This is a genomic window from uncultured Clostridium sp. (assembly GCF_947072515.1).
Classification (GTDB): Bacteria; Bacillota; Clostridia; order Clostridiales; family Clostridiaceae; genus Clostridium.
In genome coordinates, this window is sequence record NZ_CAMTIG010000009.1 from 1 (window position 1) to 25850 (window position 25850).

The following is a 25850-nucleotide window of genomic DNA, read 5'->3' on the forward strand; positions in this document are numbered from 1 at the left end:
ATGGAGTACCAGGAACTTACGGAAATAAATCAGAAACTATAACATGGATAGTTGAGAAGAATGAAGTAAAACCTGTAAAACCAGTAGTTAAAAACAGTTCAGTAACAACAATAGTTGAAACAACAAGTGGAGAAATACTAGTACCAGCTACAACAACAACAGGAGTTGTAGGAAGTAAGGATACAAGTATAAATCCAGAAGTACCAAATGGCTACCACTTAGTAAAAGTAGTTGATGGACAAGGACAAGAAGTAAATGGGGTACCAGGAACTTATGGAAACAAATCAGAAACTATAACATGGATAGTTGAGAAAAATGAAGTAAAACCTGTAAAACCAGTAGTTAAAAATAGTTCAGTAACAACAATAGTTGAAACAACAAATGGAGAAATATTAGTACCAGCTACAACTACAACAGGAGTTGTGGGAAGCAAAGATACAAGTATAAATCCAGAAGTACCAAATGGCTACCACTTAGTAAAAGTAGTTGATGGACAAGGTGGAGAAGTAAATGGAGTACCAGGAACTTACGGAAACAAATCAGAAACTATAACATGGATAGTTGAGAAAAATGAAGTGAAACCTGTAAAACCAACAAAACCAGAGCAACCAGTAAAACCAGAACAACCAGTAAAACCTGTAGTTAAGAATAATGTAGTGCCAGTAGTTAAGACAACAACTAAAGAAAATAATACAGAGAATATTAATACAGGAAAAATAATTAATAATGAAGCAAGTTCTGTTGGACAAACAGCTCAACAAGGTAAAATAATAAATAATCAAGAACCTAAAAATACAAGCAATAATGCAAATGAACAAGAAACTAGTACTAAAGCTTCAGGTAATCCAAAAACTGGAGATGAAGCTAATATTCCTTTTGCAGCAGGAATTTTTGGGGCAATTGCAGGACTATTTGTTTTAAATAGAAAGAAAAAACCACAAAAAGATACTGATAAATAAGAGTCAGAAAACTTTATAAATTAAAAAGAAAAAATGCCGAGAAATCGGCATTTTTTATATTTTTTTGTGATTATATTTAAATCATAGAAATAATATTATTTAATTTTTTCTAAAACCATTGAAATTTGATAGTTAGCAAAAGGTAATATCTTATCAAGCAGTGCAGTAAGAGTATGATTACTATCATTTTCTATTTTTAAAACATAACAGCAGTCAGAACCAGTTTTATAAGCCTCTACAATTTCATTATGATCATTAATGAGATTTAGTATTTTATCATGTGAGTTATCTTTCATATAGATTCTTACATAAGATGTATTTTTAAAACCTAAATAGTTTTCATTAATATTAATAGTAAAGTTTTCTATAATATTATTTTCTATAAGCTTATTAACTCTATTTCCAACAGCCTGTCCTGTTAGGTGTAATCTTTCACCAATTTCTTTAAAAGTAAGTTTTGAATTTAATTTTAATTCTTTTAGTATAGCAATATCTAAATCATCTAGTTTCAAAATAAATCATCTCCTATACTTAAAGTATTTCACCATGAAAGTCTAATAAACAAAGTTTTTCATGGGAAAATTGAACTTAGATAACTACACATATTATAATTTAAATGTACCAATAATAAAAGAAAATAAATTAATATAACAAAGGAGAAAAAAATGAAAAATATAGATTATTTAAGAGATAGTAGTAAAGAAGAATTAAGATATTTAAATCAAATGAGAAAAGCAAAAGGATTGACTTATGAAGAGTTAGCAGAAAAAATTAGTGTGAATAAAGTTTGGCTTGCAAGTGTTTTTAAAGGACAGCAATGGGTTCCAGATGAATATATAGATGCTTTAGCCAAAGAGCTAGATATTCCAGTTGAAAAATTTGAGTGTTTAAAAGAACATCCATATAAAGCGGATGTAGATCCAATATTATATAGATTACATGAAGCATTAAATACATATGGACCAGCAATAAAAGAGATAATACATGAGAAATCAGGAAATGCAATTATGAGTGCAATTGATTTTGGTGTTGATATAGAAATAGAAAAAGATCCAAAAGGTGATAGAGTAATAATTACATTAGATGGAAAGCTATTGCCTTATAGTAAAGGTGGAAAATATCCTTGGTAAAAACTTCAAAAATATAATATAATTATGATATAGAAAGTAGAGAATTAAGGGGGAGATTATGGAGTATGTAGCTTTACTTTTAGCACCAATTATATTAGTTATATTAGGAATTATAATTGGCTCTGGAAAAGGTGGGTTTTTAATAGCTGGATACAATACATTAGATAAAAATGAACAAGATAAATATGATAAAGAGAGATATTTTAAATTTATGGGTAAGTTTCTATTTGTTTTAGCAGGAATAGAACTTATAATGCCAATAGCTAAAGTATTGAATATAGGAAATTTTGGAGTAGTTATAATAAGTGTTAATATTATATTTGTCATAGTTGTAATAGGTGGCATAATTTACATGAACACAAAAAATAGATTTAAAAAATAAAAAAATATTTTAAGGAAATAATAAATTTAAAATAAAAGTGAATAGAACTAATCAGAATGGGTACAATTAAAATATAAATCAATTGATTTATATCTATCCCCCATAAATTCACTTATTGGATACCCCCTATTTTCAATAAGATAAAGAAAGTCTTAGAAATAAGGCTTTTTTTGTATGTAAAAATATTTCTTTATAAAAAATAAAAAAATAAATTCTAAAGTGAATATAATCTTTAGATGTGGATAGAATTAAAATATAAATCGTTAGATTTAATAAAATTCGTCCCCCATTAACCCTTTCATTAGATCCCCCCTAGGTTTAATGACACAAAAAAGTCTTAGCAATAAGGCTTTTTTTATTTGGAAGAAAAATATTTTAAATGAAAAGTTGGTGGTAAAGTAGACTAAGGGAAGGGTAGAAAAAAATAATTTAGTGAAATAAACTGCTAATTTAAAAATAAAGAAAATAATAGATAAATAAAATTACGATATTGATGATGATAAAAAGATAAGATATTATAGGTGAGGCAATTTAAATAAGATTAGGGGAAGATACAAATGAAGAGTAAAAAGCAGCATAAAATGAGAAAAAGAACTAAGATTTTAATAGGTATAGTAATTATATTTATAATATACTTACTTAGTTTAGCTGGTAGGGGAACAACAAATACAAATAATTCAGCAGTAACTACGAAAAATCAAACACAGACAGTTCAACAAACACAAAATAATACACAGCAAACACAAGAAAATCCACAGAAGCAGAATATAAATAATTCAGAAGTGGATAAAAAAGATGCTACTGAAGTTAAGAAAGTAGATACACATAAAAAGGTAGAGAGTAATAGTGGAGTAGATACAAAACAAGAAAATATAAAAAAGGAAACTGTATCAGAACCACAAAATGCAGTAGTGAAGAGTACTGAAAATAAAACAAATACAGTAAATCAAAATAATGATAGAAAGCAGTCAAATATAAAACAAAATGAAAAAAGCCAAAGTATGGCTGTAAAAGCACCACAAAATAAAGAAGCAAATGAAGTACAAGGACAGTATGAAGAAATTTCTTTTAATAGTTCAAGTAAAAAAGCTATTTTACATTCAACACCAGATAGTCATGGTAATGATATAGAACATTTAAATAATGGAGAGAAGGTTCAAGTTATAGGACAATCAGGTGAATACGATAAAGTAAAAACATCTTCGGGAGAAGTTGGGTATGTCTATGAAAGATATGTAAAATAATATATAAATTAAAATATTTTTAAGCCACATATTTCTGTGGCTTTTATTATTTTATGATATAAGTTTAATTTGTTTAAATTTTGATAGTAATTTTATAAGTTTAAATATAGAGAAAATAAATAGAATTCACCATAGAAAAAGTAGTATATTTATTATATAAAATCATCATAAAAGTATATAATAAATATAAAGATTAAAGGAAATTAGAAAAGAGGTATAAAAATGGCAGATTTAAAATTTGAAATAGAAGAAAATCTTGGAGTTATAGCAGAATCATCAAAAGGATGGAAAAAAGAAGTAAATCTAATAAGTTGGAATGGAAGAGAAGCTAAATATGATATAAGAGAATGGGACCCAGACCATGTTAAAATGGGAAAAGGTGTAACATTAAGTAAAGAGGAATTAAAAAGTTTAAAAGAGATATTGGATAAGATGGATTTATAAAATTAAAATATAATTAGAGAATAGAACTAGCTAAAAAGTATAACTAGTTCTATTTTTATGTAATTAGAAGCTTTTGAAAAAATGAGTTCAATAAAAATATATGGCAGATATTGAACTTTAAAAGAATAAAAGTTTATTTAGAAAATATAAATTATTATAAGTAATAAATAAAGGGGTTTTATTATAAATGTGGTGGCTAAATGCAGAAAATGAAAAGGATTTAAGAAAACTTACAAAAGAGAGGTATAAGACTAGGCAACTAGAAAATTTGAAGAGGGAAATTAATAGTGATATTGATAAATTTTTAGAGGGAAATGGTTTAGATGTAGGACCTAAAAATAGTAAGAAAATTGTTGCAAGAGGATGGAGTGAATTATACTCTAAGATATTAAGAATAAAAGAGTTTTATCTTAATTTGCAGAGTAAGAATAGTAATGAAGAAATAGAGAAGAAAAGAGGGGAAAATACAAAGACTGTAGAGATAGAGTACTTTAAAAGTAGAAGTGATGAACTAATATTTTATATTCTTGAACTTAGTGGAAAAAACAGAAATGAAAAGCTAGGAGTTAAGGAGAGTTTTTATAGGAATAAAAGACAAGGAAAGACTTGGAGAAATAAAATATTAAAAGAGATTCATCCAGATGTTTGTACAAACGAAAGGGCAAATGAAGCAATTCATGCTTTTGAGCAATTGTGTGAGCTTATAATTAAATGAAAAAAATAGTTAAAGATAAAAGAGAATTACCTCAAGGAATTGCATATACTGGAGATGAACTGAATTTTAAAAGACCTGAAATTGGGGAAGGTGAACATAAAGGAACAGTTACGAGAATAGTAAATGCATGTAAGGATTGTATAATTGAAGCTAATACATCTACTGTATTTATTTCAGAAGATTCTTTAGGGGAAATATTAAGGCTTAGAGCAGAAGATAAGATAAGAATAATTTTATCTAATATAAATGAAGATGATAAATATGAAAATAGTAAATATATATTACTTGGAGAATGTTTAAAGCTTATAAATAAAGAAATGAATGAAGCTAGAAGTGAAAGTAAAAGAAAATATTTACGAGTTTCAGAACAAGCTTTAATAAATATAAGAGATTGTGACCAATTAAGAGTAATGAATGGAAAGATTGATGAAAATTATCTAAAAGATTTGAAAAAATTAAAGAAAACTAGAATAAGAGTATATAAGATAAGGGAAGATGAATTAACAGGAGAGTCTTTAATTAAAAGAAAGGCTGAATTTTCACATATAAGATCTAAGGCATCATATCCTGCTTTAGCTTTAGACATAGAAAATGGACTTATAGTAAATAAAGAAACACATGATAAAATAACAGAAGAAAATGTAGAGAATGAAGAAAAATTAAAAAGTTTATGTGAAAGAGAAAAGTGGAATGTTGAGTGGTATGAAAAATATAAGGAAAAATATGAATAGAGACATATGGATATGTTGAGAAGTCAATATAATTAAAAAAATGTTTCTTTAAAGTAGGATAAATAATCTATTTGGGGGATTAGTAAATTGAAGGATGGGCAATGAGAAAAATTGTAGCGGAGATAATTTTTACTATTATATTTGGAGTTTTAGCTATGGGATGTATCGATAAAGAGAATATGTAAATTAAAATTCCTGTAGAAAATCTATAGGAGTTCTTAGTCTATAAGCTTGGTTTTGCTTTAATAATTTCATTATAAAGAGTAGTAGTATCATTAGAATTTTCAAGGGCAATTAAATATTTTCCGTTAGTTGTATCTAAATAAATTGATTTACCAGAAGAATTTTCAACATAACAGGCTGTATCACCATAAGTTTCTAAATTTTCATGGCCAAATATTTTATTATCCATGGAACCACCATTATCATTTGAAATTACATTAGGAGAAGTATTAAGTAATGTTGCATGGCTTACTGTATCTAAATTTATATTGATAGATTCCCATCCATTTATAGAAATAGTATTATTAGTAAAGGTAAGTTTATAGGACTTAGTAGGAATAGTAAGTAGAGCAGAACCAACAGCAATAATTCCTACAATAATTAATATTACAACTAAAATAGTATTAGAGTTAGATTTTTTACTTAATGAATCCATGTGAACACCTCACTTTTATTGTTATAGTAATAATATAACAATAAAAAGAAGAATATATGTACATAAAAAGAAAAATATGTAAAAATATAAATGGGGTTAAATAAAAAATAAGAGGTGCATTGCATCTCTTATTTTAATTAATAGTATAAGTTTTAAATTGTATGGTATATTATTTAGATGTATTATGTATGTTTGAACTGCTAACAGAAACTTGTGTTGGTGTATTATGTACATTTTTATTGAAACCTTGAGTAAATAAATATCCTTCAATTCCTATTATGGAAGAAAGAAGAACAATAGAAACTGCCATCATTAGTTTTTTCATGTAATCATCTCTTTTCAAGTAAAATTCTTCTATATCATAGCAGAGGAAAATTAAAAAAGCATAAATAAATAATGTCTAAATAATTAATGCTTGTGAAAAATGTAAGAAATTAATGGTGATAAATGAAAAGAATATCTTGTATGTATATATTTAGGTAAAAATAATACAGATGATTACTATTGAATAAAGAGGTAGATATTAATTATAATGATAGTAACAAGGATAAAATAATGAGATAAGGATGGGGAATATGACAGTTGAATTAGAAAAATATTATAATAAGTTTTGTGAAGATAAAAGGCTTGGAAGACGATATGCGCAAGTTGAATATTTTACTTCATTAAGATATATACATAAGTTTTTAGGTGAAAACAAAGATGCTAAAATACTTGATGTAGGTGCAGGTACAGGACGCTATTCAATAGCACTTGCAGAAGAAGGTTATGATGTAACTGCAATTGAGCTTGTAAAACATAATTTAGGAGTTTTAAAATCAAAAGGAAGTTCAGTAAAAGCAATGCAAGGTACAGCTTTAGATTTATCAAGATTTAAAGATAATACTTTTGATATGACATTAGTATTTGGACCAATGTATCATTTATATAGTTTTGAAGATAAAGTACAAGCTTTAAAGGAAGCAGAAAGAGTTACTAAAAAAGGCGGAATAATTTTAGTTGCTTACTGTATGAATGAATATAGCATTTTAACTTATGGTTTTAAAGAAGGAAATATTAAAAAGAGTATACAAAATGGAAAGGTATCTAAGGATTTTCATGTTATAGCTGAAAAGGAAGATCTATATGATTATGTAAGAATAGAAGATATAGACAAAATAAATGCGGAAACAGATTTAAAGAGAGAACAAATAATAGCTGCAGATGGACATGCAAACTTTATAAGACCTATCTTAAATAATATGGATGATGAGGATTTTAATTTGTTTTTAGAATATCATTATAGTACTTGTGAAAGAATGGACTTAATAGGAATGAGTGCACATACATTAGATATATTAAAAAAGTAAAAAAACAGACACTAAATTATTTAATTTAGTGTCTGTTTTTATTAAGGTAAGGTTGCTCCATTAAGAGAAACTAGCTCAGGATTACTATATCCATTATTTAATCTTCTTATATAAACACCAGTAAGTGTATTTCCGTTATTAGAAGATGTTAAGAAAAAGTATCCTGTAACAGTATTATAAGTTTCACAATAAATAAAGGTATTATTTGATGCATAGTGTTTTAAAGCATTGGGTACTATTGCAGTAGGAAGAAGTAAAAATGAATTTCTATCATTTTCATATTGCTCATATACATTAAATGATTGCCCGTTTACAGCCATTTTAACATTAGTATTTCCAACAGTGCCTACATAGTAAGGCGAACTAGTAAATGCATAGTTATTAGGTTGAACAATAGAAAATAAACAAGAAACAATACCACCTGTACCGATAATAGTTTTAGTACAAGAAAATTCATTTCCACTAGAATATGTTCCTGTATATAAAGCTACATATTTACCATCAAAAAATTCGTGAATTTCATACTTGTTATTACCTAAATTATTAATATAAAATGTTGCAGGGAAATTTAATAAAAATACAGTATATCCAGTACCAACTAAAGCTTTGCCTTCTCTATGAAGATTGGTTATTGTAGTGCATTCTCCAGCTGGAGTAGTAATTTGAATAAAACCATTTTCTTCATTTATAAGATTAGTTAAAGTAGAAAAATTACCAGTTCCTAAACTTTCAAGTTGGGAAATAAAACTTGATTTTGGAGAAGTAGCAGTTGTTGAACTAGAAGAAGTATTTGCGACACTTATACTAGATGTATTGCTTGGAGTTGTGTTTGTAGAATTGGTACTAGCGTTAGTTGTAGTAGAAGTATTTTCAGGAGTTATACTACTAACGGATGAATTTAAAGATTTAGTTAAAAGGGATTTACTTTTATTTAATGTAGAATCTTCTTTAAATAAAAATATACCGATACCTATTATAAAAATACATAGAAGGGTAGACACTGTTATAGCTAATTTTTTCATTGAATCATCTCTTTTCTAAATTATATTAAACTTATAATATCAATTTAAATTTAACATGAAATGGATAAAAGATTACAAAAAGGTTTTTTAGGGAGAAAAATTGAAAAGAATAAATTTATTTATTTGTAGAAAATATATAGTAAATAGAAAAAGAAAGGGAGAAAACTATGAATGAATTTATTCCACAAAAAGTTTATTATGAGGAGGTAGTTTTAGAGTACAAACAAGGAAGAGAATTATTAGAGAAGTATAAAGAAATGAATATTGAAACAATAGAAATAAGAGCTCATCATAAGATAGATGAATTGAGATTGCTTCCATATAAAGAGTTTATTAGAGTTAAAAAGTACTTAGTATTAGGAAAAAGAAAAACAATTAATTTAACACCTAATGATAAGAGTTCAGATTATATAGTGCCATTTACATCAACTGGATGTAGTGCAACATGTCTTTATTGTTATTTAGTATGTAATTTTGAAAATTGCTCCTATTTAAGGATTTTTGTAAATAGGGATGAAATATTAAATAAGATAAAAAAGAAGATAGAGAAAGAGGGAGTTCATAGGGTGTACGAACTTGGATGTAATTCTGATATGATTCTTGAAAATACTATTACAGGGAATTTAAAATGGGCAATAGAAGAGTTTGGAAAACTTTATAATGCAACAGCAACATTTGCTACAAAGTTTCATCAAGTAGACGAATTATTAAATTTAAAACATAATGGAAACACCCAAATGAGAATATCAGTAAACCCAGAAGAAATAATTAGAAAAGTAGAATTTGGAACAAGCAAATTAGAGGAGAGGATAATAGCTGCAAATAAAATGTTTAAAGCTAGATATAGAGTAGGGTTAAATATTGCACCTATTATTTTAGTATCAAATTTTGAAAAGCTTTATGAAGGATTATTTAAGACTCTTAGTGAAAATTTATTAGAGGAACTTAAAGAAAATGTATTTATAGAAGTTATCTTTATGACATATGGATTAGCAAACTTACAGGTAAATACTCAAAGTATGCCAAGGGCAGTAAATCTACTGGATATGAATAAAATGAGACTTAAATCACCTAAGAAATATACATATAAAAGTGAGTTTAGAAATTATGGTGAAAAGATAATAATATCTTATATAAAAAAATATTTACCTAAAGCCACAATAAGCTATATAGTATAAAGGAATTTTAATGATAAAAGAGTTTTAAATAAAAATAATAGTTAACATAGAAGAAAATAAGGAGATTGGCATTGTTTATTATTTAAAATTAGGTGGGGATAATATATAATTAGAAGATAAGGTTATATATGGAAGGGGATAAAATATGGTTACTTTAAAGGATACATCAAACTTAAATGAACTTGAGGTAGATATATATAAATATATTTTAAATAATAGAAAAAGCGTTAGTTATATGAGAATTAGAGAACTTGCAGATGAGACCCACGTTTCTACTTCTACTATATTAAGATTTTGTAGAAAGCTTGGCTGTGATGGTTTTTCAGAGTTTAAAATAAAACTTAAAATGGAGCTAGAAAGTTCCCTTGATATAGAAATTAAAGATGATCAAAGTATAATACTTGAGTTTTTCAATAGAACAAATACAGATGAGTTTAAAAAAGATATAAGAAAAGCAGCAGAGGAATTAAGTAAATATAACACTATATTTTGTGTGGGAATTGGAAGTTCAGGTGCTTTAGCTAAATATGCTGCAAGATATTTTAGTGGACTTGGAAGTTTTGCATTAGAAATTTCAGATCCTTTTTATCCTACGGAGAGAATTGCAGGGCAAGATGGTATTTCATTACTTTTTTCAGTAGAAGGAGAAAGTCCAGATGTAATTGAACATTTAAATAGATTAAAAAGATGTGGAGGAAAAGCAATTTCTATAACTAATAGTAAGAGTTGTACTTTAGCTACACTTTCAGATTTAAATTTAAATTATTATGTTCAAATTCAGAAAAATGGATATCATCAGTTGACAACTCAAGTGCCAGTTATATATATTATTGAAGCGTTAGGAAAAGAACTTATAGAATTAAATAAGAAATAAAGAAACAAGTTGTTTCTTTATTGTAAAAAATCACCCTATCTGAAAATGATTACAATAACGTTGAAAACTATTTCAAAGTAGTTCATGAGATGTTAATATTTAATCAAGAAATAAAGATGAGGTGATTTTTTTGATATACAAAAAGTTAGAAGGATTTGAAGAAAATTTTTTATGGGGAACTGCATCAGCAGCTTATCAAGTTGAGGGAGCACATGATATTGATGGAAAGGGACTATCTATATGGGATGAATATGTAAAAATTCCTGGGACAACCTTTAAAAATACAAATGGAAATGTGGCAGTAGATCACTATCATAGATATAAGGAAGACGTAGCTCTAATGAAAGAACTAGGACTAAAAGCTTATAGATTTTCCGTTGCATGGGCTAGAGTTTTACCAAATGGGAAAGGTGAAGTTAATGAAAAGGGATTAAGGTTTTATGAAGACTTAATAGATGAGTTAATTGAAAATGATATAGAGCCTGTTTTAACTATATACCACTGGGATTTACCACAGGCTCTTCAAGATTTATATGGAGGATGGGAATCAAGAGAAGTTATAGAAGACTTTACAAACTACTGCAAAGTTTTATTCCAAAGATTTAATAAAAAGGTTAAGTACTGGGTAACTTTGAATGAACAAAATGTATTTATAGGTCTTGGATATCAAGCGGGACTACATCCACCAGCTGTAAAAAATACAAGAAGAATGTTAGAGGCAAATCATATTGCTAATTTAGCAAATGCAAGTGCAATTAACTTATTTAGAGAAATGGGGATTGAAGGGAAGATAGGGCCAAGTTTTGCTTTTGGTCCAAACTATGCATATACTTGCAATCCAAATGATGTTATTGCAAAAGAAAATGCAGATGAATTAAATATGTATTGGTGGCTTGATGTTTATTTAAAAGGGAAATATCCAACAATAGCTTGGAGATACATGGAGAGAATGGGACTTGAGCCAACTATAGAAGAAGAGGATTTAGAACTTTTAGCATTAGGAAAACCAGATTTTATAGGAATAAATTATTATAGAACTACAACAATAGAAGCAAATCCTTTAGATGGAGTTGGAAGAAGCGACTTTATGAACCAAGATGGTAAAAAAGGAACAGCTAAAGAAGAAGGAATAGAAGGAGTTTATAAAACTAAGAAAAATCCATATTTAGATGCAACAGATTGGGATTGGGAAATTGATGCAACTGGTTTAAGAGTTGGTCTTAGAATCTTAACTAGTAGATATGACAATATTCCAATTATGATAACTGAAAATGGTCTTGGAGCTTTTGATAAGTTAGAAGATGGGGAAATTCATGATACTTATAGAATTGAATATTTAGAAAAGCATATAAGAGCATGTAAGGAAGCCGTAAATGATGGCGTAAACTTAATTGGATATTGTTCATGGTCATATACAGATTTATTAAGTTGGCTTAACGGATATCAAAAAAGATATGGTTTTGTTTATGTAGATAGAGATGAAACTGATGAAAAAGAGTTAAGGAGAATTAAAAAAGATAGTTTTTATTGGTATAAAGAAATTATTAAGACTAATGGAGATAATATATAAAAATAAATAAATAGGTTTTAGGGGGAAAGGAAATGAATAATAAAATAATGGATAAAGTCTCAGCAAAATTAGAAGCAATATTATTACCTATTGCAGGAAGATTAGCACAACAAAAGCATGTTATGGCAATTAGAGATGCATTTATATTAATTTTTCCATTAACAATGGCAGCTTCTTTAATGCTACTTCTTAACTTTACAATATTAGCACCAGATGGATTTATAGCTAGTCTTTTAAGATTACATCAAATTTTCCCAGGACTTGCAGAGTATCAAGCTGTTTTTAGTCCTGTATTAAAAGGTTCAACAGATATTATGGCTCTTTTAATTACATTTTTAGTAGCTAAAGAATTAGCTAGATCCTATGAACTTGATGATATTATGATAGGTCTTACCTCATTATCAGTATTTATGATTGTATATCCAAATTACGTAACAACAGAGAGTGGTAATGCTTTAATAACTCAATATATGGGAGCTCAGGGATTATTTGTAGCAATTATTATAGCACTTTGTGTTACAGAGTTAATGAAAGTTTTAACAAGAACTAAGAAGTTAGAAATACAAATGCCAGAGCAAGTACCTCCGGCAGTAATGAGAAGTTTTAAAGTTTTAATTCCAATAATATTAGTAACAGTTTTATTTGCAGTTGGAAACTTTATTTTAATGAAGTTTGTAGATGGTGGATTACATGACCTTGTGTACTCTACAATACAAAAACCATTAACATTAATGGGGACAAGCATTTGGTCAGTAATAATATTAGCACTAGTTTCAAACTTCCTTTGGGTTTTAGGAATACATGGACCAAATACTATTGCAGCTATAAGAGATACTATGTTTGCAGAAGCAGGAGCAGCAAATATTAAATATGTAGCAGAACATGGAACGGCATGGGGAGCGCCTTATCCAGTAACTTGGGCATTAAATGATGCCTTTGCAAATGCAGGAGGTTCAGGAGTGACTTTAGGATTAATTATAGCAATATTTATTTTCTCTAAAAGACAAGAATATAAAGAAATTGCTAAGTTATCTATAGCACCAGGATGTTTTAATATAAATGAACCAGTTATATTTGGGTTACCAGTAGTTTTAAATCCAATGTTAATGATTCCATTTATAATAGTTCCATTAATTAACATTTTAATAGGTTATTTCTGTATAATGGCTGAAATAATTCCACCGGTAGTATATGGAGTTCCATGGACAACACCAGGACCAATAATTGCTTTCTTAGGAACAGGTGGAAATTACATGGCTCTTGTAGTAGGAATATTATGTCTAATTGTTAGTATAATAGTGTATACACCTTTTGTTATAGCGTCTAACAAGGTGCAGCAAGGAGAATAAATAAGAATGAAAAATATTTTAGGTATTGATATAGGAGGAACATCAATTAAGTTTGGTGTTCTCTCAAAAAATGGAGAAATTATTTTTAAAGATAAAATGAAGACCTTGATGGATGGAGAATATATTATAAAAAGTATTTGTTTTTTGTTTAATGAAAACAAAGAAAAATACAGTCTAGAAGGAATAGCTATAAGTGCACCAGGTTTTATCAATGTAGATACAGGATATATGAGAACTGGTGGAGCTATAATGGATTTTTATGATTTCAATTTAAAAGAAGTATTAGTAGAAAGATTAAATACTAAGGTTGAAATTGAAAATGATGCAAACTGTGTTGTTTTAGCTGAAAAATGGTTAGGTAATGCAAAAGAGTGTAAGAATTTTATGGCTATGACTATAGGGACAGGCATAGGTGGAGGAATCTATATAAATGATAGTTTATATAGAGGAGCTAAGTTTGGAGCAGGTGAGTTTGGATTTATGATAACTCATGGAATAAGTAATAATGTTATCGAACAATGTACAATGAGTCAAACAGGCAGTACTAGAGGCATTAGAGAAGATTATGCAAAGTCTATTGGAGAAGATATAGAAAATATTAATGGAGAATATCTTTTTGAGCAATATGGAAAAGGTGATATCATTGCAGAATCTGTTATAAATAAATTCTATGAAGTGTTAACTATAGGAATATATAATTTATTCTTTATAATGGATCCAGAAAAGATTTTAATTGGTGGAGGAGTAAGTGAAAGAGAAGACCTTATTCCAGAAATAAAAAGAAGGTTAAAAGCTTTTACAAAAGATGAAATAAATTTAGAGGCATGTAAGTTCTCTAACGATTCAGGAATAATAGGAGCAGTAAAAAATTATATTGATAGAAATTAATATAATTAAAAAGTAAGATAGAGCCATTAGTTTAACTAATGGTTCTTAAATTTTATGAGATAAATACAAGGATTTATCTTATAATATAGATAATGAGGTGATTTTATGGAATTATTTAGTGCTAGAAATAAAAAAACTATTGAATTATATGAATTAGAAAAAAAATTTAAGATAGAAAATTATAATGAATTATATAAGTTAGTTAATAAATTAATAGATGAAGAAAAAATGCAACCTATTAAAAGTAGTGGAGGAAATGGGAAAAAACCAACTCTATATAAAAAATATAGATTGATAATTAAAGAGGAAAATTATGATAAATTTTTAGAGGAGATAAATTTTAAATTATCTACTAGGTTTAATTTAGATTATTATAGAAAGAATTTAAAAAAGTATAAAGAACATAGAGAATATATTTTAAAGCTTAGTCAATTTTTAAAAAATAATTCTAATCTTTTAAATATTAAAATTTCAATGAATGAAAGGGCATTTCAGATTTTTGGACGTGAAAAATTTATTCAAAAAGAATTAGGTAAAACAATTTTTAAGAATTTAGGAATAGATATATCTATATTAAATTTTTATGAAACATCAGAACCAATTGCATATTATTCTATGCATAAGAATATGCCACAAAATATTCTTATTATAGAAAATAAGGATACATATTATACATTAAGAAGACATCTTTTAAATGGAAATAATATTATCTTAGGAGATAATATCGATACAGTAATGTATGGAGGCGGAAAATCAGTAAATAGGGCATTTAAGGATTATGGTATTTCAGTAGAAAAATATTTGTTAGATGATGATAATAAAATGTTCTATTTTGGAGATTTAGATTATGAGGGAATTTTAATATATGAAAGTTTTTATAAGTTATTTAAAGATAAATATTGGATTAATCCATTTATAAAAGGTTATGAAAAAATGATTGATAAAAGTGAGGCGATAGGATTACCTCTATCAAAAAAAGGTCAGAATAAAAATATAGGAGATTTATTTTTAAATAAATTTAACTTTTATTATAGAGAAAAAATACAGGTTATATTAGAACGTGGTGAGTATATTCCACAAGAGATATTAAATATAACTGATATTTAAGGAGATATTATGGACTTGAATTTTTTAGATACACAGTATGAGAGAATGAGGAAAATAGGAGCATATGCACTTCTTTTTAGAAATAGTATAAGTAAAAAAACCTGGAGTAGTTATGGATTTACAGAAGGATATGAGCAAGATAATTTAATATTTTCAATTCTTCTTTATATAATGGAACAATCGTCTAAAGAGGAAATATGTACAATTGACCATATTACAGAATTTTTAGATGCTTTAAATGAAAGACATTTAAAAAAGGAACTGTCTTATGAAGAACTAAAAAACTTAGCAATATTTATTGTCAATAATATTATTTGTGATGAAGGAAAAGCGATGTACTTTAAAGGATATGAATTTAGAGAAGGAACGTATAAAGATATAAATATTTCATTTGTAAAAAATAAAATGGAAGAAGTAGATGGAGTGAGAAGAGTTTCTTACTATCTAACAGATCAAGGATATGATTTATTATTATCTACTTTAGAAATTGAGGAGAATTTAAAGATAACTATTCAGGAGTTAATATTTAAAGAACATTTAAAAAAAGCATCATATGATAAAGCAGTTTTAGATATTAAAAATATTTTTGATATGTATAGAAGAAAGATATTAGGTATGGAAGAGGCTGTATTAAGAATAAGAGAAAATCCATTATCATATTCAAATGAAGAATATAGAAAGATGTTAGAAGGAAATTTTGGTCTTTTAGATGATACAAAGAAAAGATTTACTTTACATAAGGAAAAGGTTGATGAAAGAATACAAGAATTTATAGAACACAATATAAAGGTACAAGAACTAACTAAGGAAGAAAATGATAATTTAACTAATTTAAAGATTATAAAGAGATACTTAAATAAGGTTATAGACGAGGATCAAAAGATTTTAATAAAGCATTTTAATTTAAAAGAAGCTTATGGAAGTGAGCTTGAGAATATAGTAAAAATGTCGGTAATAGAAAGATTTAATTTTAAGAGAGAAGTTTATGACAAAATTTTAGATGATTTAAATAAAATAGAGGATATAGATATATTTTTAAGACCATTATTCAATTCAAACCCTGAAAAAATTTATAATATAAATAAGGCTTTAGAATATCAAAAGGTTATAAAAGCAAAGGAAATAGAAAACGATGAAGAACTTAATTTTGATGAAGAAGATTTCTTAGAAGAAGAAAATAAAAAAAAGTTAGAGAAATTAAAAAAATATAAAAGGGTTATAGAGTTTATTTTAGAATTTGCATTTAAAGATGGAGAAATTACTTTAGCTAGAATAAATGAAATAATGAAGGAAGATGAAAAGGTTTTAAAGACATTGATTCCAACAATAGAAATTTTTAGAGAAGTGATTATAGAGTTTTTAAAAAGTGGAGTTATAGATATTATTGAAGTACGAGAGGAAAGTAAAGAGTTTATAGAGAATGGAGAGATAGAATTTAGGCTTATAAAAAATATATTAGAGATAATAGATGAAAATGAGATATTTAAAAATATTAAATCTATAGAAACATTAAAAATGAATTCTACAGAAGAAGTTAAATTAGAAAATGTCTTATCTGAAGGTGGAATTTATAAAAATTGTGTATGTTCAAATGTAGTTTTTAAAGTTATTAAAGAATAAGGAGAAAAAAATGGCATATTTATTAGAAGAAATAAAGTTAAGTAATAAAATTTTTTACTACTTACTTAAGAATAATAGATTAGAAAAAAATGAAGAGGAGTTATATAAAGCTTACTCAGAAAATGAAAATATTATGGAATTAGTTAAAGGACTTGGAGAAGATTCAGAGTGTTATATAAAAAAGTATGGTGGAATAGTATATCTTATTCCAAATGAAGAAAACGATTTTTTAGGATATTCTAAAGGAGAACTTAAAAAGGTTCTTTGTAAATCAGGAGCAAATGACAAAGATTATTATTTGTCTCAATTTACAATTTTAACTTTTTTAGTTACTATGTATGGAGCTCAAGGAAATACAGCTAACTCAAGAGAATATATAAAACTTGGAGATTTTATTAATATAATTACAGATAATTTAAATGAAGGCGTAAAGAGAAGCAATGAGAAGAATGGAATTGCTTTTGAAAATATTTTAGAGAGGTTTGAAGCTTTAAAGAGTAGTGATAAAAAAACAACATCGAAGACTACAAAAGAAGGCTTTATAAATACTATTTTAAAATTTTTAGAAAAACAAGGGTTAATAAATTATATTGAAGAAGATGAAATGATATTGCCAACTAAAAAGTTGAATAATTTTATGGATTGGAATCTTTTAAATAAAAATAATTATGCCAGAGTTTTAAAGGCTTTAGGTGAGGTGGAAGATGAGTAAAATAAATAAACTTAGAATAGTAAATTTAAATTATAATAATAATAATTTTAAAATAAATGATGAATTGTTTTATTTAAATAATGAAAATACTTTATTTAATTTAAGAAATGGTGGAGGAAAATCTGTTTTAGTTCAAATGATAACAGCACCTTTTGTAAGAGGAAAATATAGAAAAACTTCAGATAGACCTTTTGAAAGTTATTTTACAACATCAACACCATCTTATATTTTAATAGAATGGAAACTTGAACATGAGGCAGGATATCTTTTAACAGGAATGATGGTTAGAAAGAAAGATACTAGTTCAGATGAAAATTCAAAGGAAAAATTAGATATAATAAATTTCATCAATGAATATAGAAGTGAAAATGAATTTGATATAGAAAATATAAAGATAGTAGAAGAAGACAGTAGAAGTAAGAGAGTAAAGAGTTTTGGAAATACTAAAAAGTTTTTTGAAGATTTAAAGAAGAATAGAGATGTAAAATTTAATTATTATGATATGAATAATTCAAAAACTAGTAGAGATTACTTTAATAAACTTCTAGAGTATGGAATAGATCATAAAGAGTGGGAGGGGATTATTAAAAAGATAAATGTAAAAGAATCAGGACTTTCAGAGCTTTTTAATGAGGCTAAAGATACTACAGGATTAATAAAAAAATGGTTTATTCCCAATATAGAAAATAAGCTTGATAAAGATGAAAGTAGAATTAAAAATTATAGAACACTTATAGAAAGTTATATTAAGCAATATAAGAAGAATAGAGCAGATATTGAGAAAAAAGAAAAAATAGAAAGATTTAATGAGCTATCAATAGAACTTTTTGAAATGTCAAAAATGGGAGTAAATAATATTTTTGAAAAGGAAAGACTTGAAAATGTTATAAAAAATACATTGATAAAATTAAATGAAGAAATAGAGTTTAGAGAAAAAAGAGAGCTTAAATTAGAAGAAGAAAAGGAAAAACTTATAGAAAAAATAGAAGAGCTAAATTATGAAAAATTATCTATAGAGATTCATAAAAATAAAGATGATGAAGATAGATTAAAAGAAGAATTAGATGAAGTTAAAGAGTGGATTAAGAAAGCTAATGAAGAGGAAGAAGTAGCATTAAGAGAAAAATCTATTTTAGAATGCGCAAAAATTCATAAAAGATATAGTGAATGTTCTAAAAAGCTGCAGGAAATAGAAAATAAATTAGAAGTGTTAAGAAATAAAAGCGAAGACTCTAAAGAAGAGATATTAAATTTAGGATACACATTAAAATTAATTACAAAAGAAGAATTGGATGTATTAAAGAAAGAATTTTTAGAGATTACTGAAAAAGAAAATATATTAGAACAAGAAAAAAAGGGGATTGAAGAAGGGTTAGATAGAGATAGAAAATATTTAAGAGGCTTAGAAAGTAGTAAAGGTGAATATAAAGCAAAAGTTAATGAATTTAATTTTAAGGAAAGTAAATTTAATAAAGTTTATGATTTCAATATAAATAGAAATATAGAAGATTTATTAGAAGAGAATAGTTTATTAGAAATAGATGAAAAAATAAGAGATGAAAAGATTAATTTAGATAAAAAGAAGAAACAAACTAGAGAAGGAATTTTTACTTTAGAAAAAGAGAAAAAAGATAGAAGTAATGAAAGAGAAACAATAAGGGAAGAAATAAATAAAATTAAATTTACTTTAGAAAATAAAAAAGAACGATTTGATGAGTTAAATAGGGACTTAGAAGAAAGAAAAGGTATATTAAAATTTATAGATTTTAGTGAAGAAAGAATATTTGAAAGTAAAGAGATAAAAAAGGAATTTAATAAAAAACTTGAAGGGTTTAGAGAAGATATAAAGATATTTGGAGATGAGAAAGAAAAGATTGAAAAGGAAGCAAATAAATTAAAGACAGGAAATATAATTCATATACCTAAGGAAATATTAAGTAGATTAAAAGAAAAAGATATAAAAGTTATATATGGATTAGAGTGGCTTAAGAAAAATGGAAATAGCGAAGAGCAGAATATAAATCTTGTGAAAAAGAATCCATTTATTCCGTATTCATTAATTATGGAAAAAAGAGAAATAGAATTATTAAAAGAAGATGAATTTGACTTTTTTACATCTAATCCAATATCAATAATTGAAAGGGAAGAGTTAAGCAAAGGAGTAAAAGAGAGTGTAGGAAAAGTTATAGAAATACCGGGAGTAAAATTTATAGTTTCATTTAATAATAAGTTATTAAATGAAAAGGAACTTTTAGAAATTATAAGAGTAAAAGAAGATGAAACAAAAAAATTAGAATTAAAAATAAATGAAAAAAATGACTCTATAGAATTATATGATGAAAAATTAACTAAAGTAAAAATATCAAAATTAAGTTTAGAATTATACGAAGAGATAAAAAATGACATAGAAAAATTAAGAATAAGAGAAGCAGAAATAAAAGAAAATACATTATATTTAGATAAAGAAATTTCAAGACTTAGTGATGAAATAAGGGATAAAGAAAAAGTTATATTAACTTTAAATGAAGCAGAAAGTTTTAATGAGAAAAAGAAAGAAGCTTTTGATGAGTTTAAGGAAGAATATAAAAGATATGTGGTTAATAAAGAAAAGTTAGCAGAAGTAGAAATGAAAATAGGATTAATAAGTAAAGAGATAGAAAGCAATGAAGAAAAATTCAAGAACTTAAGTAAAGAATTAAGAAATATTATAGATGAAATAAATAAGTATAATAATTTAAAAGACGAGAAGGAAAGAGAGCATTTTGAATATATTTCTTATGATAAAGGAACAAAAATAGAGAAAGATAAAGAAGATTTGCTAGCAAGATTTAAGGCTTTAACTGTAGAAATAACAAGTTCAGAAGAGGAACTTATAAAAGAAAAGATTGAAAAACAAAGTGAATATGTAGAGAGTGAAAAAGAATTAATAGAAGCTGCTGATGAATATAAGTTAGAAGAAAAAGATTATATAAGTGAAGCTTATAATAAAATTAAGGAAAGAGAAATAAAAAAATTAATTAAAAAAATAGGGGACAAAGAAAGACGTTTAAATAAAGATTATAATAAAATAGATAAGGCTATAGCAGTTAAGGATACAGAAACTAAGAATCTTTATAAAAAGCTTAATGAGGAATGTAAAAAAGAAGAAATAAAAGAAAAGAAAAGTCTTATAGAAAAAAACTTTAAAGAAGAAATAGGAAAAGTAAATATAGAAATTAAAATTTTAGAAAAAGAAAAGAAGGAATTAAAGAAGGAAAAGGAAAAACTTAATAATGCACTAGGAAGCTTAAGTGAATATAAGGACTTGAAGACAAATGAGGAATTAGATTTTAAAATAAATATTAATAATATATATGATGAAGCAAGTATTTTAAAGAGAGATTTAAATATTATTAAAGGTAAAATAAATAAAAATGCTATAAATATTAAAGACAGAATGATAGAAATTGAAATAAGTAAGGACTTTAAAGATGAATTATTCTTTAAAGATTCAATAGAAACTTTAAAAAGATTAAATGAAAATCCAAAAGGATTTACAAAACAATTAGAAATTATTTTAGAATCCTATAAGTATATGTTAGATAAACTTAAAGCTGATATTGAGTTTATACAAAAGGAAGAGGAAAAAATCATAGTAAATATTTTAGAATATATAGAAGAAATTCATTTGAATATAGGGAAAATAGATGATAATTCGGCTATAGAAATAAAAGGCAGAAAGCTTAAAATGCTAAATATAGATACACAAAATTTTGAAGAGGAAAAAGAGAGTTATAAAGTTAGAGTACGAAATTATATTATAGATATAAGAGAAAGAGCTTTAGGAGAACTTAAGAAAAATGAAACTATAGAGGAGATAATAAGTACAAATATAACTACAATAAAATTATATGACGAGGTTGTGGGAATAGGAAATATAGATATAAAGCTGTATAAAATAGAAGAGGATAAACAAAGGAAAATAAGCTGGCAAGAGGTTGCTAAAAATTCTGGAGGAGAAGGATTCTTATCGGCGTTTGTAATATTATCAAGTTTACTATCCTATATAAGAAGAGATGAAAATGATATATTTACAAAAAATGAAGAAGGAAAAGTTTTGGTGATGGATAATCCATTTGCACAAACAAATGCAGCACATCTTTTAAAGCCATTAATGGATATAGCAAAAAAAAGTAATACACAGTTAATTTGCTTAACAGGACTTGGAGGCGAATCAATTTATAATAGGTTTGATAATATTTATGTTCTAAATTTAGTGAATTCACGATTCAAAGAAGGAATAAAAAATCTGAAAAAAGAGCATATAAAAGGAAAGGATGAGGCTGAAATTATATCGTCTAGATTTAAATTGGAAAATCAAATAAAGTTGTTCTAAAAAAATATATTTAGTAGGTAGATATAATATTGAAATTAGTGATGATATAATTAAAGACAAGAAAAGTATTAAAGGAGTGATGAATAATGGAAATTTTAAATTCAAATAATATTTATACATTACAAGAATTTTTAGAATTTGAAAATTCTACAGATGAAATTTTAGAGTTTATCAGTGGATACATTTATAATAAATCTTTTACGTCATTAAATCATAATACTATAGTTAATGCTATGTCAAGAAAAGTTTCTGAATATTTAGATGATAAACCATGTAGAGTTTTTACGGAGCAGATAGAAGTAATATTAGGAGAAAATAGAGTTAAGCCAGATGTATTTGTTGTTTGTAAAGGAAAAGATAATAAATATGAAAAAGTTGGGCAATCATTAGTATCGATACCTATAGTAATTTTTGAAATAGTATCAGCAAGCAATGCGGAATTAGATACTATTATAAAAATGAATTTATATGCTAAACATGGAATTGAAGAATATAATTTAGTTTATCAAGAAGGAACAATTATTCAATATAAATTAAATGAGCATGGATCATATTATTTAAATAAAGCATATGAAAAAAATGATATTTATAAAAGTATAACTTTAGATAATTTTAAGATGGAAATAAAAGAAATATTTAAAGATGTAGAATGAAAAAGTAATTTTAATTAAAGTGAAATTAAGAGGAGACACACTAAATTTTAGTGTGTCTCAGCTTGTATAAACAATCCCTAAGCTTACATATCTATATTATTTTTTACTTTTTTGAGCTTCGTATTTTAATTTACCTTCTTCATAGTTCTTTTTATCTTCTTCAGTTTCAAGAATTAATTTTGGAACTTGAGCAGGTTTACCTTCATTATTTAAAGCAACCATTGTAAAGTATGCAGATAATGCTTTATTTCTATAACATACATCCTTACATTCTAAGCTTTCAACTTCTACAATTACTTTAACTTGCATAGAAGATCTTCCAGCATAAACAACTTCAGCAGTACAAGTAACTAAATCTCCTATGTAAATTGGTAGATGAAATTGTAATTCATCAACTCTAGCAGTTACCGTATTAGTATTAGCATATCTTCTTGATGCTGCATAAGCAGTTGAATCCATCATTTTCATAATTTCTCCACCATGCATATTCCCAGAAATATTTGCTTGGTGTGGCCAAACAACTCCACTAGTTACTATTTTTGAATCTGATGGTCTTTTTTCTAAAATCATATAAATTTCTCCTTTGTTACATATAAAACTTCGTATTAATATTATGTGTAAAACTATTATATTTAAGTCTTAAAATTTTCTCTTTAATATTAATTAATAATAATTATTAGTTAACAAAAAGAATTATAAATGAAAAACGGAAAAAATGCAAGGAAGAATTTTGAAGATACATTAAATAGATTTAAATACAATCAAGAAAAAAAGTCTTTTATTTTATAATAATTGCAATTTTAGAAATATATTTAGGGTTTAAATTGAAAAATAAAGTTAAAATAATTAAAAATAATTTAATTGTAAGGAGATTAATATAGTATATAATTATATTAATTTCCTATTTTTATAGAGAAATAAATATAATTAGAATATATAGTTAAAATTGCTTAATTAGGAGATAATAAATAGATACAATAGATAAAAGGAGAGCAGTATGGAAGGAAAATGTTACTTTTGTGGGAAAGATGTGACTAATAGAACAGCAAAAAGACATGCAAAAACATGTAGCGTATTTCAAGAAAAAAATGAAGAAGGAATAAAATTATCTAAGAGTCTTAAGGAAAGATTTATTATAAAAATAAATGATAAAGAAACTAAAAAATTCACACTATACATAGTAATGGATTCATATTTAAAGTTAAGAGAGTTAGATAATTTTATTAGAGATATATGGGTAGAGTGTTGTAATCATTTAAGCTTATTTAAGATAAATGGAGAAAGATACTTTAGTAATACAGAGATAAATGATGGAGAAAATCAAGAGTACAGATTAGAAGAAATCTTCGATATAGGAGATAAATTTGATTATGAATATGACTTTGGAACTACTACATATTTAGAAGGAGAAATAATAGATAAAATAAAATCAGGAGACAATGCGCCACAAATAGAAATAATTATTAGAAATAATAAAATTGGAGCGGTAAATTCTCCAAGAGAAGATGAATGTGGGTATGTAGGAAATATAGATATAGAAGAAAAGTATAAGCCGGGAAATAGTACAAAATTAAGTGAAGAGAAAAAAAGCTTAAATAATATTACAGAATTATCTAGTAGAATGAATAGTCATTTACAAGCGGTTGAAAATGAAGAGGCATTAGAAGGATATTTTAATGAGAATTTAATTGAAGATTTCATGAAAAAGGTAGAAAAGAGTTTTCAAAAGGATTTGAAAAGAAAATTAGATTGGAGTTCAAAAGAGATAATATCTTACTTAAATAAAAATGAAATAAAATATATTTTAGATAGGTTATCAATAATGTATTTAGAAAATGCTAAAAAAGCAGAGTTAGTAAATATATATATGGATAATTATGTGGAAAGATATAAAGAGATATTTACAAATATTCCAATAGATATTTATGAAGACTTAATGGAGTTAAAGAAAAATAATTATAATATGGACATAGATTATCTTGCATCATTTAATAAACCAGAAGTATTGAATGAATTAGGAATAGCAAATGTAGGAACTAATAATAAAAGTGACGTTAGATTTTTTATTCCAAAAGAAATTGCAAAATTAATTGAGGAAACAGAATTTGATATAAACAGAATAGAGAAAAATAGTGAAATATTAAATTTTTCAAAGGGACTAACAAGGTATTATGGTGTAATTCCTATATTTAAACTTGGTGAACTATTAGTGGAGTATGAAATAATAGAAGAAAAAGAAGGTAGAAAAAAAGATATCCTTATGTATGGATTAGATGCCATGTTAAAGATAGGATACTTAGGAGAAATTTCAGTTTTATATGAAGATGGCCTTGTTATAGATTCTGGTATTGTAGATGTAGAGAATATAATACAAATATTAGATGATGAGAGAGAGTATAAAATATTTCCCAAATATAAGATAGAAAATTATAAGGATGCTGAAGAAATAGTAGAAGAAAAGGAATTCAAAAAGCTTAGAAACTTTATTGAAAGTTTAGGTTTAGATAGAGATATGGCAAATTCAGAAATTGAAGATTTTTATTATATGTATCAATTAGAATCAAAAGAAGAAATAGAGAAAATGATAGAAGAGGAATATCCTTTACCTGAAGAGATTAAAGTAAAATTAAAAAATATCCTTTTTGAAGCATTAGATTCTATACCATGTTGGAGATTAAAAGGATATAGTCAAAAAGAAGTAGATGGGATTAATTATAAGGTTATAGAAAAAGTTAAAATGGGAAGAAATGAATTGTGTCCTTGCGGAAGTGGTAAGAAATTTAAAATGTGTTGTGGACAAAAAGTTATAAAGGTTAATTTTAAAGATAAATAGATGAAAGATTCTAATTAAAAGTTTTAATTAGAATCTTTTTTTAAAATTAGTTGACGA

Annotated in this window: 24 protein-coding genes; 19 read left to right on the forward strand and 5 right to left on the reverse strand. The window is 25.9% G+C overall.

Features of this window, described 5'->3' with window-relative positions:
* On the forward strand, window positions 1–959 hold a 959-nt coding region (locus tag Q0W06_RS05070), incomplete at its 5' end, for an LPXTG cell wall anchor domain-containing protein (protein WP_297632265.1).
* Between the two features lie 95 nt (window positions 960–1054).
* Here Q0W06_RS05070 and Q0W06_RS05075 read toward each other — a convergent pair.
* On the reverse strand, window positions 1055–1471 hold the full coding sequence (locus tag Q0W06_RS05075; protein WP_297632268.1) for an AsnC family transcriptional regulator: 417 nt from the start codon (window positions 1469–1471) through the stop codon (window positions 1055–1057).
* Between the two features lie 153 nt (window positions 1472–1624).
* Here Q0W06_RS05075 and cynS point away from each other — a divergent pair, with 153 nt between their 5' ends.
* The 6 genes from cynS (at window position 1625) to Q0W06_RS05105 (ending at window position 5605) form a co-directional block, all read left to right on the forward strand.
* Window positions 1625–2089, forward strand: coding sequence for a cyanase (cynS, locus tag Q0W06_RS05080; RefSeq protein WP_297632271.1), 465 nt, complete (start codon window positions 1625–1627; stop codon window positions 2087–2089).
* Window positions 2090–2147: 58 nt separating this feature from the next.
* Window positions 2148–2471, forward strand: coding sequence for a DUF3784 domain-containing protein (locus tag Q0W06_RS05085; protein WP_297632274.1), 324 nt, complete (start codon window positions 2148–2150; stop codon window positions 2469–2471).
* A 557-nt stretch (window positions 2472–3028) separates the two neighbouring features.
* On the forward strand, window positions 3029–3715 hold the full coding sequence (locus Q0W06_RS05090) for an SH3 domain-containing protein (protein WP_297632277.1): 687 nt from the start codon (window positions 3029–3031) through the stop codon (window positions 3713–3715).
* 222 nt (window positions 3716–3937) lie between these two features.
* Window positions 3938–4159 (forward strand): YdbC family protein, encoded by a 222-nt coding sequence (locus Q0W06_RS05095; protein WP_297632280.1) that lies wholly within the window; start codon window positions 3938–3940, stop codon window positions 4157–4159.
* Between the two features lie 187 nt (window positions 4160–4346).
* On the forward strand, window positions 4347–4874 hold the full coding sequence (locus Q0W06_RS05100; RefSeq protein WP_297632283.1) for a hypothetical protein: 528 nt from the start codon (window positions 4347–4349) through the stop codon (window positions 4872–4874).
* The gene (locus Q0W06_RS05105; protein ID WP_297632285.1) at window positions 4871–5605 is read left to right on the forward strand and encodes a hypothetical protein; all 735 of its coding nucleotides are present in this window, start codon (window positions 4871–4873) and stop codon (window positions 5603–5605) included. The genes Q0W06_RS05100 and Q0W06_RS05105 overlap by 4 nt, the downstream gene beginning before the upstream one ends.
* A gap of 223 nt (window positions 5606–5828) precedes the next feature.
* Here Q0W06_RS05105 and Q0W06_RS05110 read toward each other — a convergent pair whose 3' ends face one another.
* Both Q0W06_RS05110 and Q0W06_RS05115 read right to left on the reverse strand, forming a co-directional pair.
* Window positions 5829–6263, reverse strand: a complete 435-nt coding sequence (locus Q0W06_RS05110) for a hypothetical protein (RefSeq protein WP_297632288.1) — start codon at window positions 6261–6263, stop codon at window positions 5829–5831.
* Between the two features lie 169 nt (window positions 6264–6432).
* A complete protein-coding gene (locus Q0W06_RS05115) occupies window positions 6433–6588 on the reverse strand; it encodes a hypothetical protein (protein WP_297632291.1) in 156 nt (51 codons plus the stop codon).
* A 250-nt stretch (window positions 6589–6838) separates the two neighbouring features.
* On the opposite strand from Q0W06_RS05115, the gene Q0W06_RS05120 reads away from it, so the two are divergent.
* On the forward strand, window positions 6839–7612 hold the full coding sequence (locus Q0W06_RS05120; protein ID WP_297632294.1) for a class I SAM-dependent methyltransferase: 774 nt from the start codon (window positions 6839–6841) through the stop codon (window positions 7610–7612).
* Between the two features lie 41 nt (window positions 7613–7653).
* Here the strand turns inward: Q0W06_RS05120 and Q0W06_RS05125 are convergent, their stop codons facing one another.
* Entirely contained in the window at window positions 7654–8634 is a 981-nt protein-coding gene (locus tag Q0W06_RS05125) for a hypothetical protein (RefSeq protein ID WP_297632297.1), read from the reverse strand.
* Between the two features lie 167 nt (window positions 8635–8801).
* Between Q0W06_RS05125 and Q0W06_RS05130 the strand changes: the two genes are divergently transcribed.
* From Q0W06_RS05130 to Q0W06_RS05175, 10 genes are all read left to right on the forward strand, one after another.
* On the forward strand, window positions 8802–9812 hold the full coding sequence (locus Q0W06_RS05130) for a spore photoproduct lyase family protein (protein ID WP_297632300.1): 1011 nt from the start codon (window positions 8802–8804) through the stop codon (window positions 9810–9812).
* Between the two features lie 145 nt (window positions 9813–9957).
* The gene (locus Q0W06_RS05135) at window positions 9958–10686 is read left to right on the forward strand and encodes a MurR/RpiR family transcriptional regulator (RefSeq protein ID WP_297632303.1); all 729 of its coding nucleotides are present in this window, start codon (window positions 9958–9960) and stop codon (window positions 10684–10686) included.
* Between the two features lie 130 nt (window positions 10687–10816).
* A complete protein-coding gene (locus Q0W06_RS05140) occupies window positions 10817–12256 on the forward strand; it encodes a glycoside hydrolase family 1 protein (protein ID WP_297632306.1) in 1440 nt (479 codons plus the stop codon).
* Between the two features lie 32 nt (window positions 12257–12288).
* Window positions 12289–13605 (forward strand): PTS sugar transporter subunit IIC, encoded by a 1317-nt coding sequence (locus tag Q0W06_RS05145; protein WP_297632309.1) that lies wholly within the window; start codon window positions 12289–12291, stop codon window positions 13603–13605.
* 6 nt (window positions 13606–13611) lie between these two features.
* Window positions 13612–14493, forward strand: a complete 882-nt coding sequence (locus Q0W06_RS05150; RefSeq protein WP_297632312.1) for an ROK family protein — start codon at window positions 13612–13614, stop codon at window positions 14491–14493.
* 105 nt (window positions 14494–14598) lie between these two features.
* Window positions 14599–15600 carry a Wadjet anti-phage system protein JetD domain-containing protein gene (locus tag Q0W06_RS05155; protein ID WP_297632315.1) on the forward strand — a complete coding sequence of 334 codons (1002 nt, stop codon included), beginning with the start codon at window positions 14599–14601 and terminating at the stop codon, window positions 15598–15600.
* A gap of 9 nt (window positions 15601–15609) precedes the next feature.
* The gene (locus tag Q0W06_RS05160) at window positions 15610–17220 is read left to right on the forward strand and encodes a hypothetical protein (RefSeq protein WP_297632318.1); all 1611 of its coding nucleotides are present in this window, start codon (window positions 15610–15612) and stop codon (window positions 17218–17220) included.
* 10 nt (window positions 17221–17230) lie between these two features.
* Entirely contained in the window at window positions 17231–17932 is a 702-nt protein-coding gene (locus Q0W06_RS05165) for a DUF6063 family protein (RefSeq protein WP_297632321.1), read from the forward strand.
* The gene (locus Q0W06_RS05170; RefSeq protein WP_297632324.1) at window positions 17925–22307 is read left to right on the forward strand and encodes a hypothetical protein; all 4383 of its coding nucleotides are present in this window, start codon (window positions 17925–17927) and stop codon (window positions 22305–22307) included. Before Q0W06_RS05165 ends, Q0W06_RS05170 begins: the two co-directional genes overlap by 8 nt.
* An 86-nt stretch (window positions 22308–22393) precedes the next feature.
* Window positions 22394–22960, forward strand: coding sequence for a Uma2 family endonuclease (locus Q0W06_RS05175; RefSeq protein ID WP_297632327.1), 567 nt, complete (start codon window positions 22394–22396; stop codon window positions 22958–22960).
* 96 nt (window positions 22961–23056) lie between these two features.
* On the opposite strand, the gene Q0W06_RS05180 is transcribed toward Q0W06_RS05175, so the two are convergent.
* Window positions 23057–23530 (reverse strand): acyl-CoA thioesterase, encoded by a 474-nt coding sequence (locus tag Q0W06_RS05180; protein ID WP_297632330.1) that lies wholly within the window; start codon window positions 23528–23530, stop codon window positions 23057–23059.
* Between the two features lie 427 nt (window positions 23531–23957).
* Between Q0W06_RS05180 and Q0W06_RS05185 the strand changes: the two genes are divergently transcribed.
* Window positions 23958–25793, forward strand: a complete 1836-nt coding sequence (locus Q0W06_RS05185; protein WP_297632333.1) for an SEC-C metal-binding domain-containing protein — start codon at window positions 23958–23960, stop codon at window positions 25791–25793.
* The last annotated feature ends 57 nt before the right edge of the window (window positions 25794–25850 follow it).

Bases quoted from the DNA above. Each gene is read 5' to 3' on its own strand.
- cynS (WP_297632271.1), top strand. From the start codon at position 1,625: ATGAAAAATATAGATTATTTAAGAGATAGTAGTAAAGAAGAATTAAGA.
- Q0W06_RS05085 (WP_297632274.1), top strand. From the start codon at position 2,148: ATGGAGTATGTAGCTTTACTTTTAGCACCAATTATATTAGTTATATTA.
- Q0W06_RS05090 (WP_297632277.1), top strand. From the start codon at position 3,029: ATGAAGAGTAAAAAGCAGCATAAAATGAGAAAAAGAACTAAGATTTTA.
- Q0W06_RS05095 (WP_297632280.1), top strand. From the start codon at position 3,938: ATGGCAGATTTAAAATTTGAAATAGAAGAAAATCTTGGAGTTATAGCA.
- Q0W06_RS05100 (WP_297632283.1), top strand. From the start codon at position 4,347: ATGTGGTGGCTAAATGCAGAAAATGAAAAGGATTTAAGAAAACTTACA.
- Q0W06_RS05105 (WP_297632285.1), top strand. From the start codon at position 4,871: ATGAAAAAAATAGTTAAAGATAAAAGAGAATTACCTCAAGGAATTGCA.
- Q0W06_RS05110 (WP_297632288.1), bottom strand. From the start codon at position 6,263: ATGGATTCATTAAGTAAAAAATCTAACTCTAATACTATTTTAGTTGTA.
- Q0W06_RS05115 (WP_297632291.1), bottom strand. From the start codon at position 6,588: ATGAAAAAACTAATGATGGCAGTTTCTATTGTTCTTCTTTCTTCCATA.
- Q0W06_RS05120 (WP_297632294.1), top strand. From the start codon at position 6,839: ATGACAGTTGAATTAGAAAAATATTATAATAAGTTTTGTGAAGATAAA.
- Q0W06_RS05125 (WP_297632297.1), bottom strand. From the start codon at position 8,634: ATGAAAAAATTAGCTATAACAGTGTCTACCCTTCTATGTATTTTTATA.
- Q0W06_RS05130 (WP_297632300.1), top strand. From the start codon at position 8,802: ATGAATGAATTTATTCCACAAAAAGTTTATTATGAGGAGGTAGTTTTA.
- Q0W06_RS05135 (WP_297632303.1), top strand. From the start codon at position 9,958: ATGGTTACTTTAAAGGATACATCAAACTTAAATGAACTTGAGGTAGAT.
- Q0W06_RS05145 (WP_297632309.1), top strand. From the start codon at position 12,289: ATGAATAATAAAATAATGGATAAAGTCTCAGCAAAATTAGAAGCAATA.
- Q0W06_RS05150 (WP_297632312.1), top strand. From the start codon at position 13,612: ATGAAAAATATTTTAGGTATTGATATAGGAGGAACATCAATTAAGTTT.
- Q0W06_RS05155 (WP_297632315.1), top strand. From the start codon at position 14,599: ATGGAATTATTTAGTGCTAGAAATAAAAAAACTATTGAATTATATGAA.
- Q0W06_RS05160 (WP_297632318.1), top strand. From the start codon at position 15,610: ATGGACTTGAATTTTTTAGATACACAGTATGAGAGAATGAGGAAAATA.
- Q0W06_RS05165 (WP_297632321.1), top strand. From the start codon at position 17,231: ATGGCATATTTATTAGAAGAAATAAAGTTAAGTAATAAAATTTTTTAC.
- Q0W06_RS05170 (WP_297632324.1), top strand. From the start codon at position 17,925: ATGAGTAAAATAAATAAACTTAGAATAGTAAATTTAAATTATAATAAT.
- Q0W06_RS05175 (WP_297632327.1), top strand. From the start codon at position 22,394: ATGGAAATTTTAAATTCAAATAATATTTATACATTACAAGAATTTTTA.
- Q0W06_RS05180 (WP_297632330.1), bottom strand. From the start codon at position 23,530: ATGATTTTAGAAAAAAGACCATCAGATTCAAAAATAGTAACTAGTGGA.
- Q0W06_RS05185 (WP_297632333.1), top strand. From the start codon at position 23,958: ATGGAAGGAAAATGTTACTTTTGTGGGAAAGATGTGACTAATAGAACA.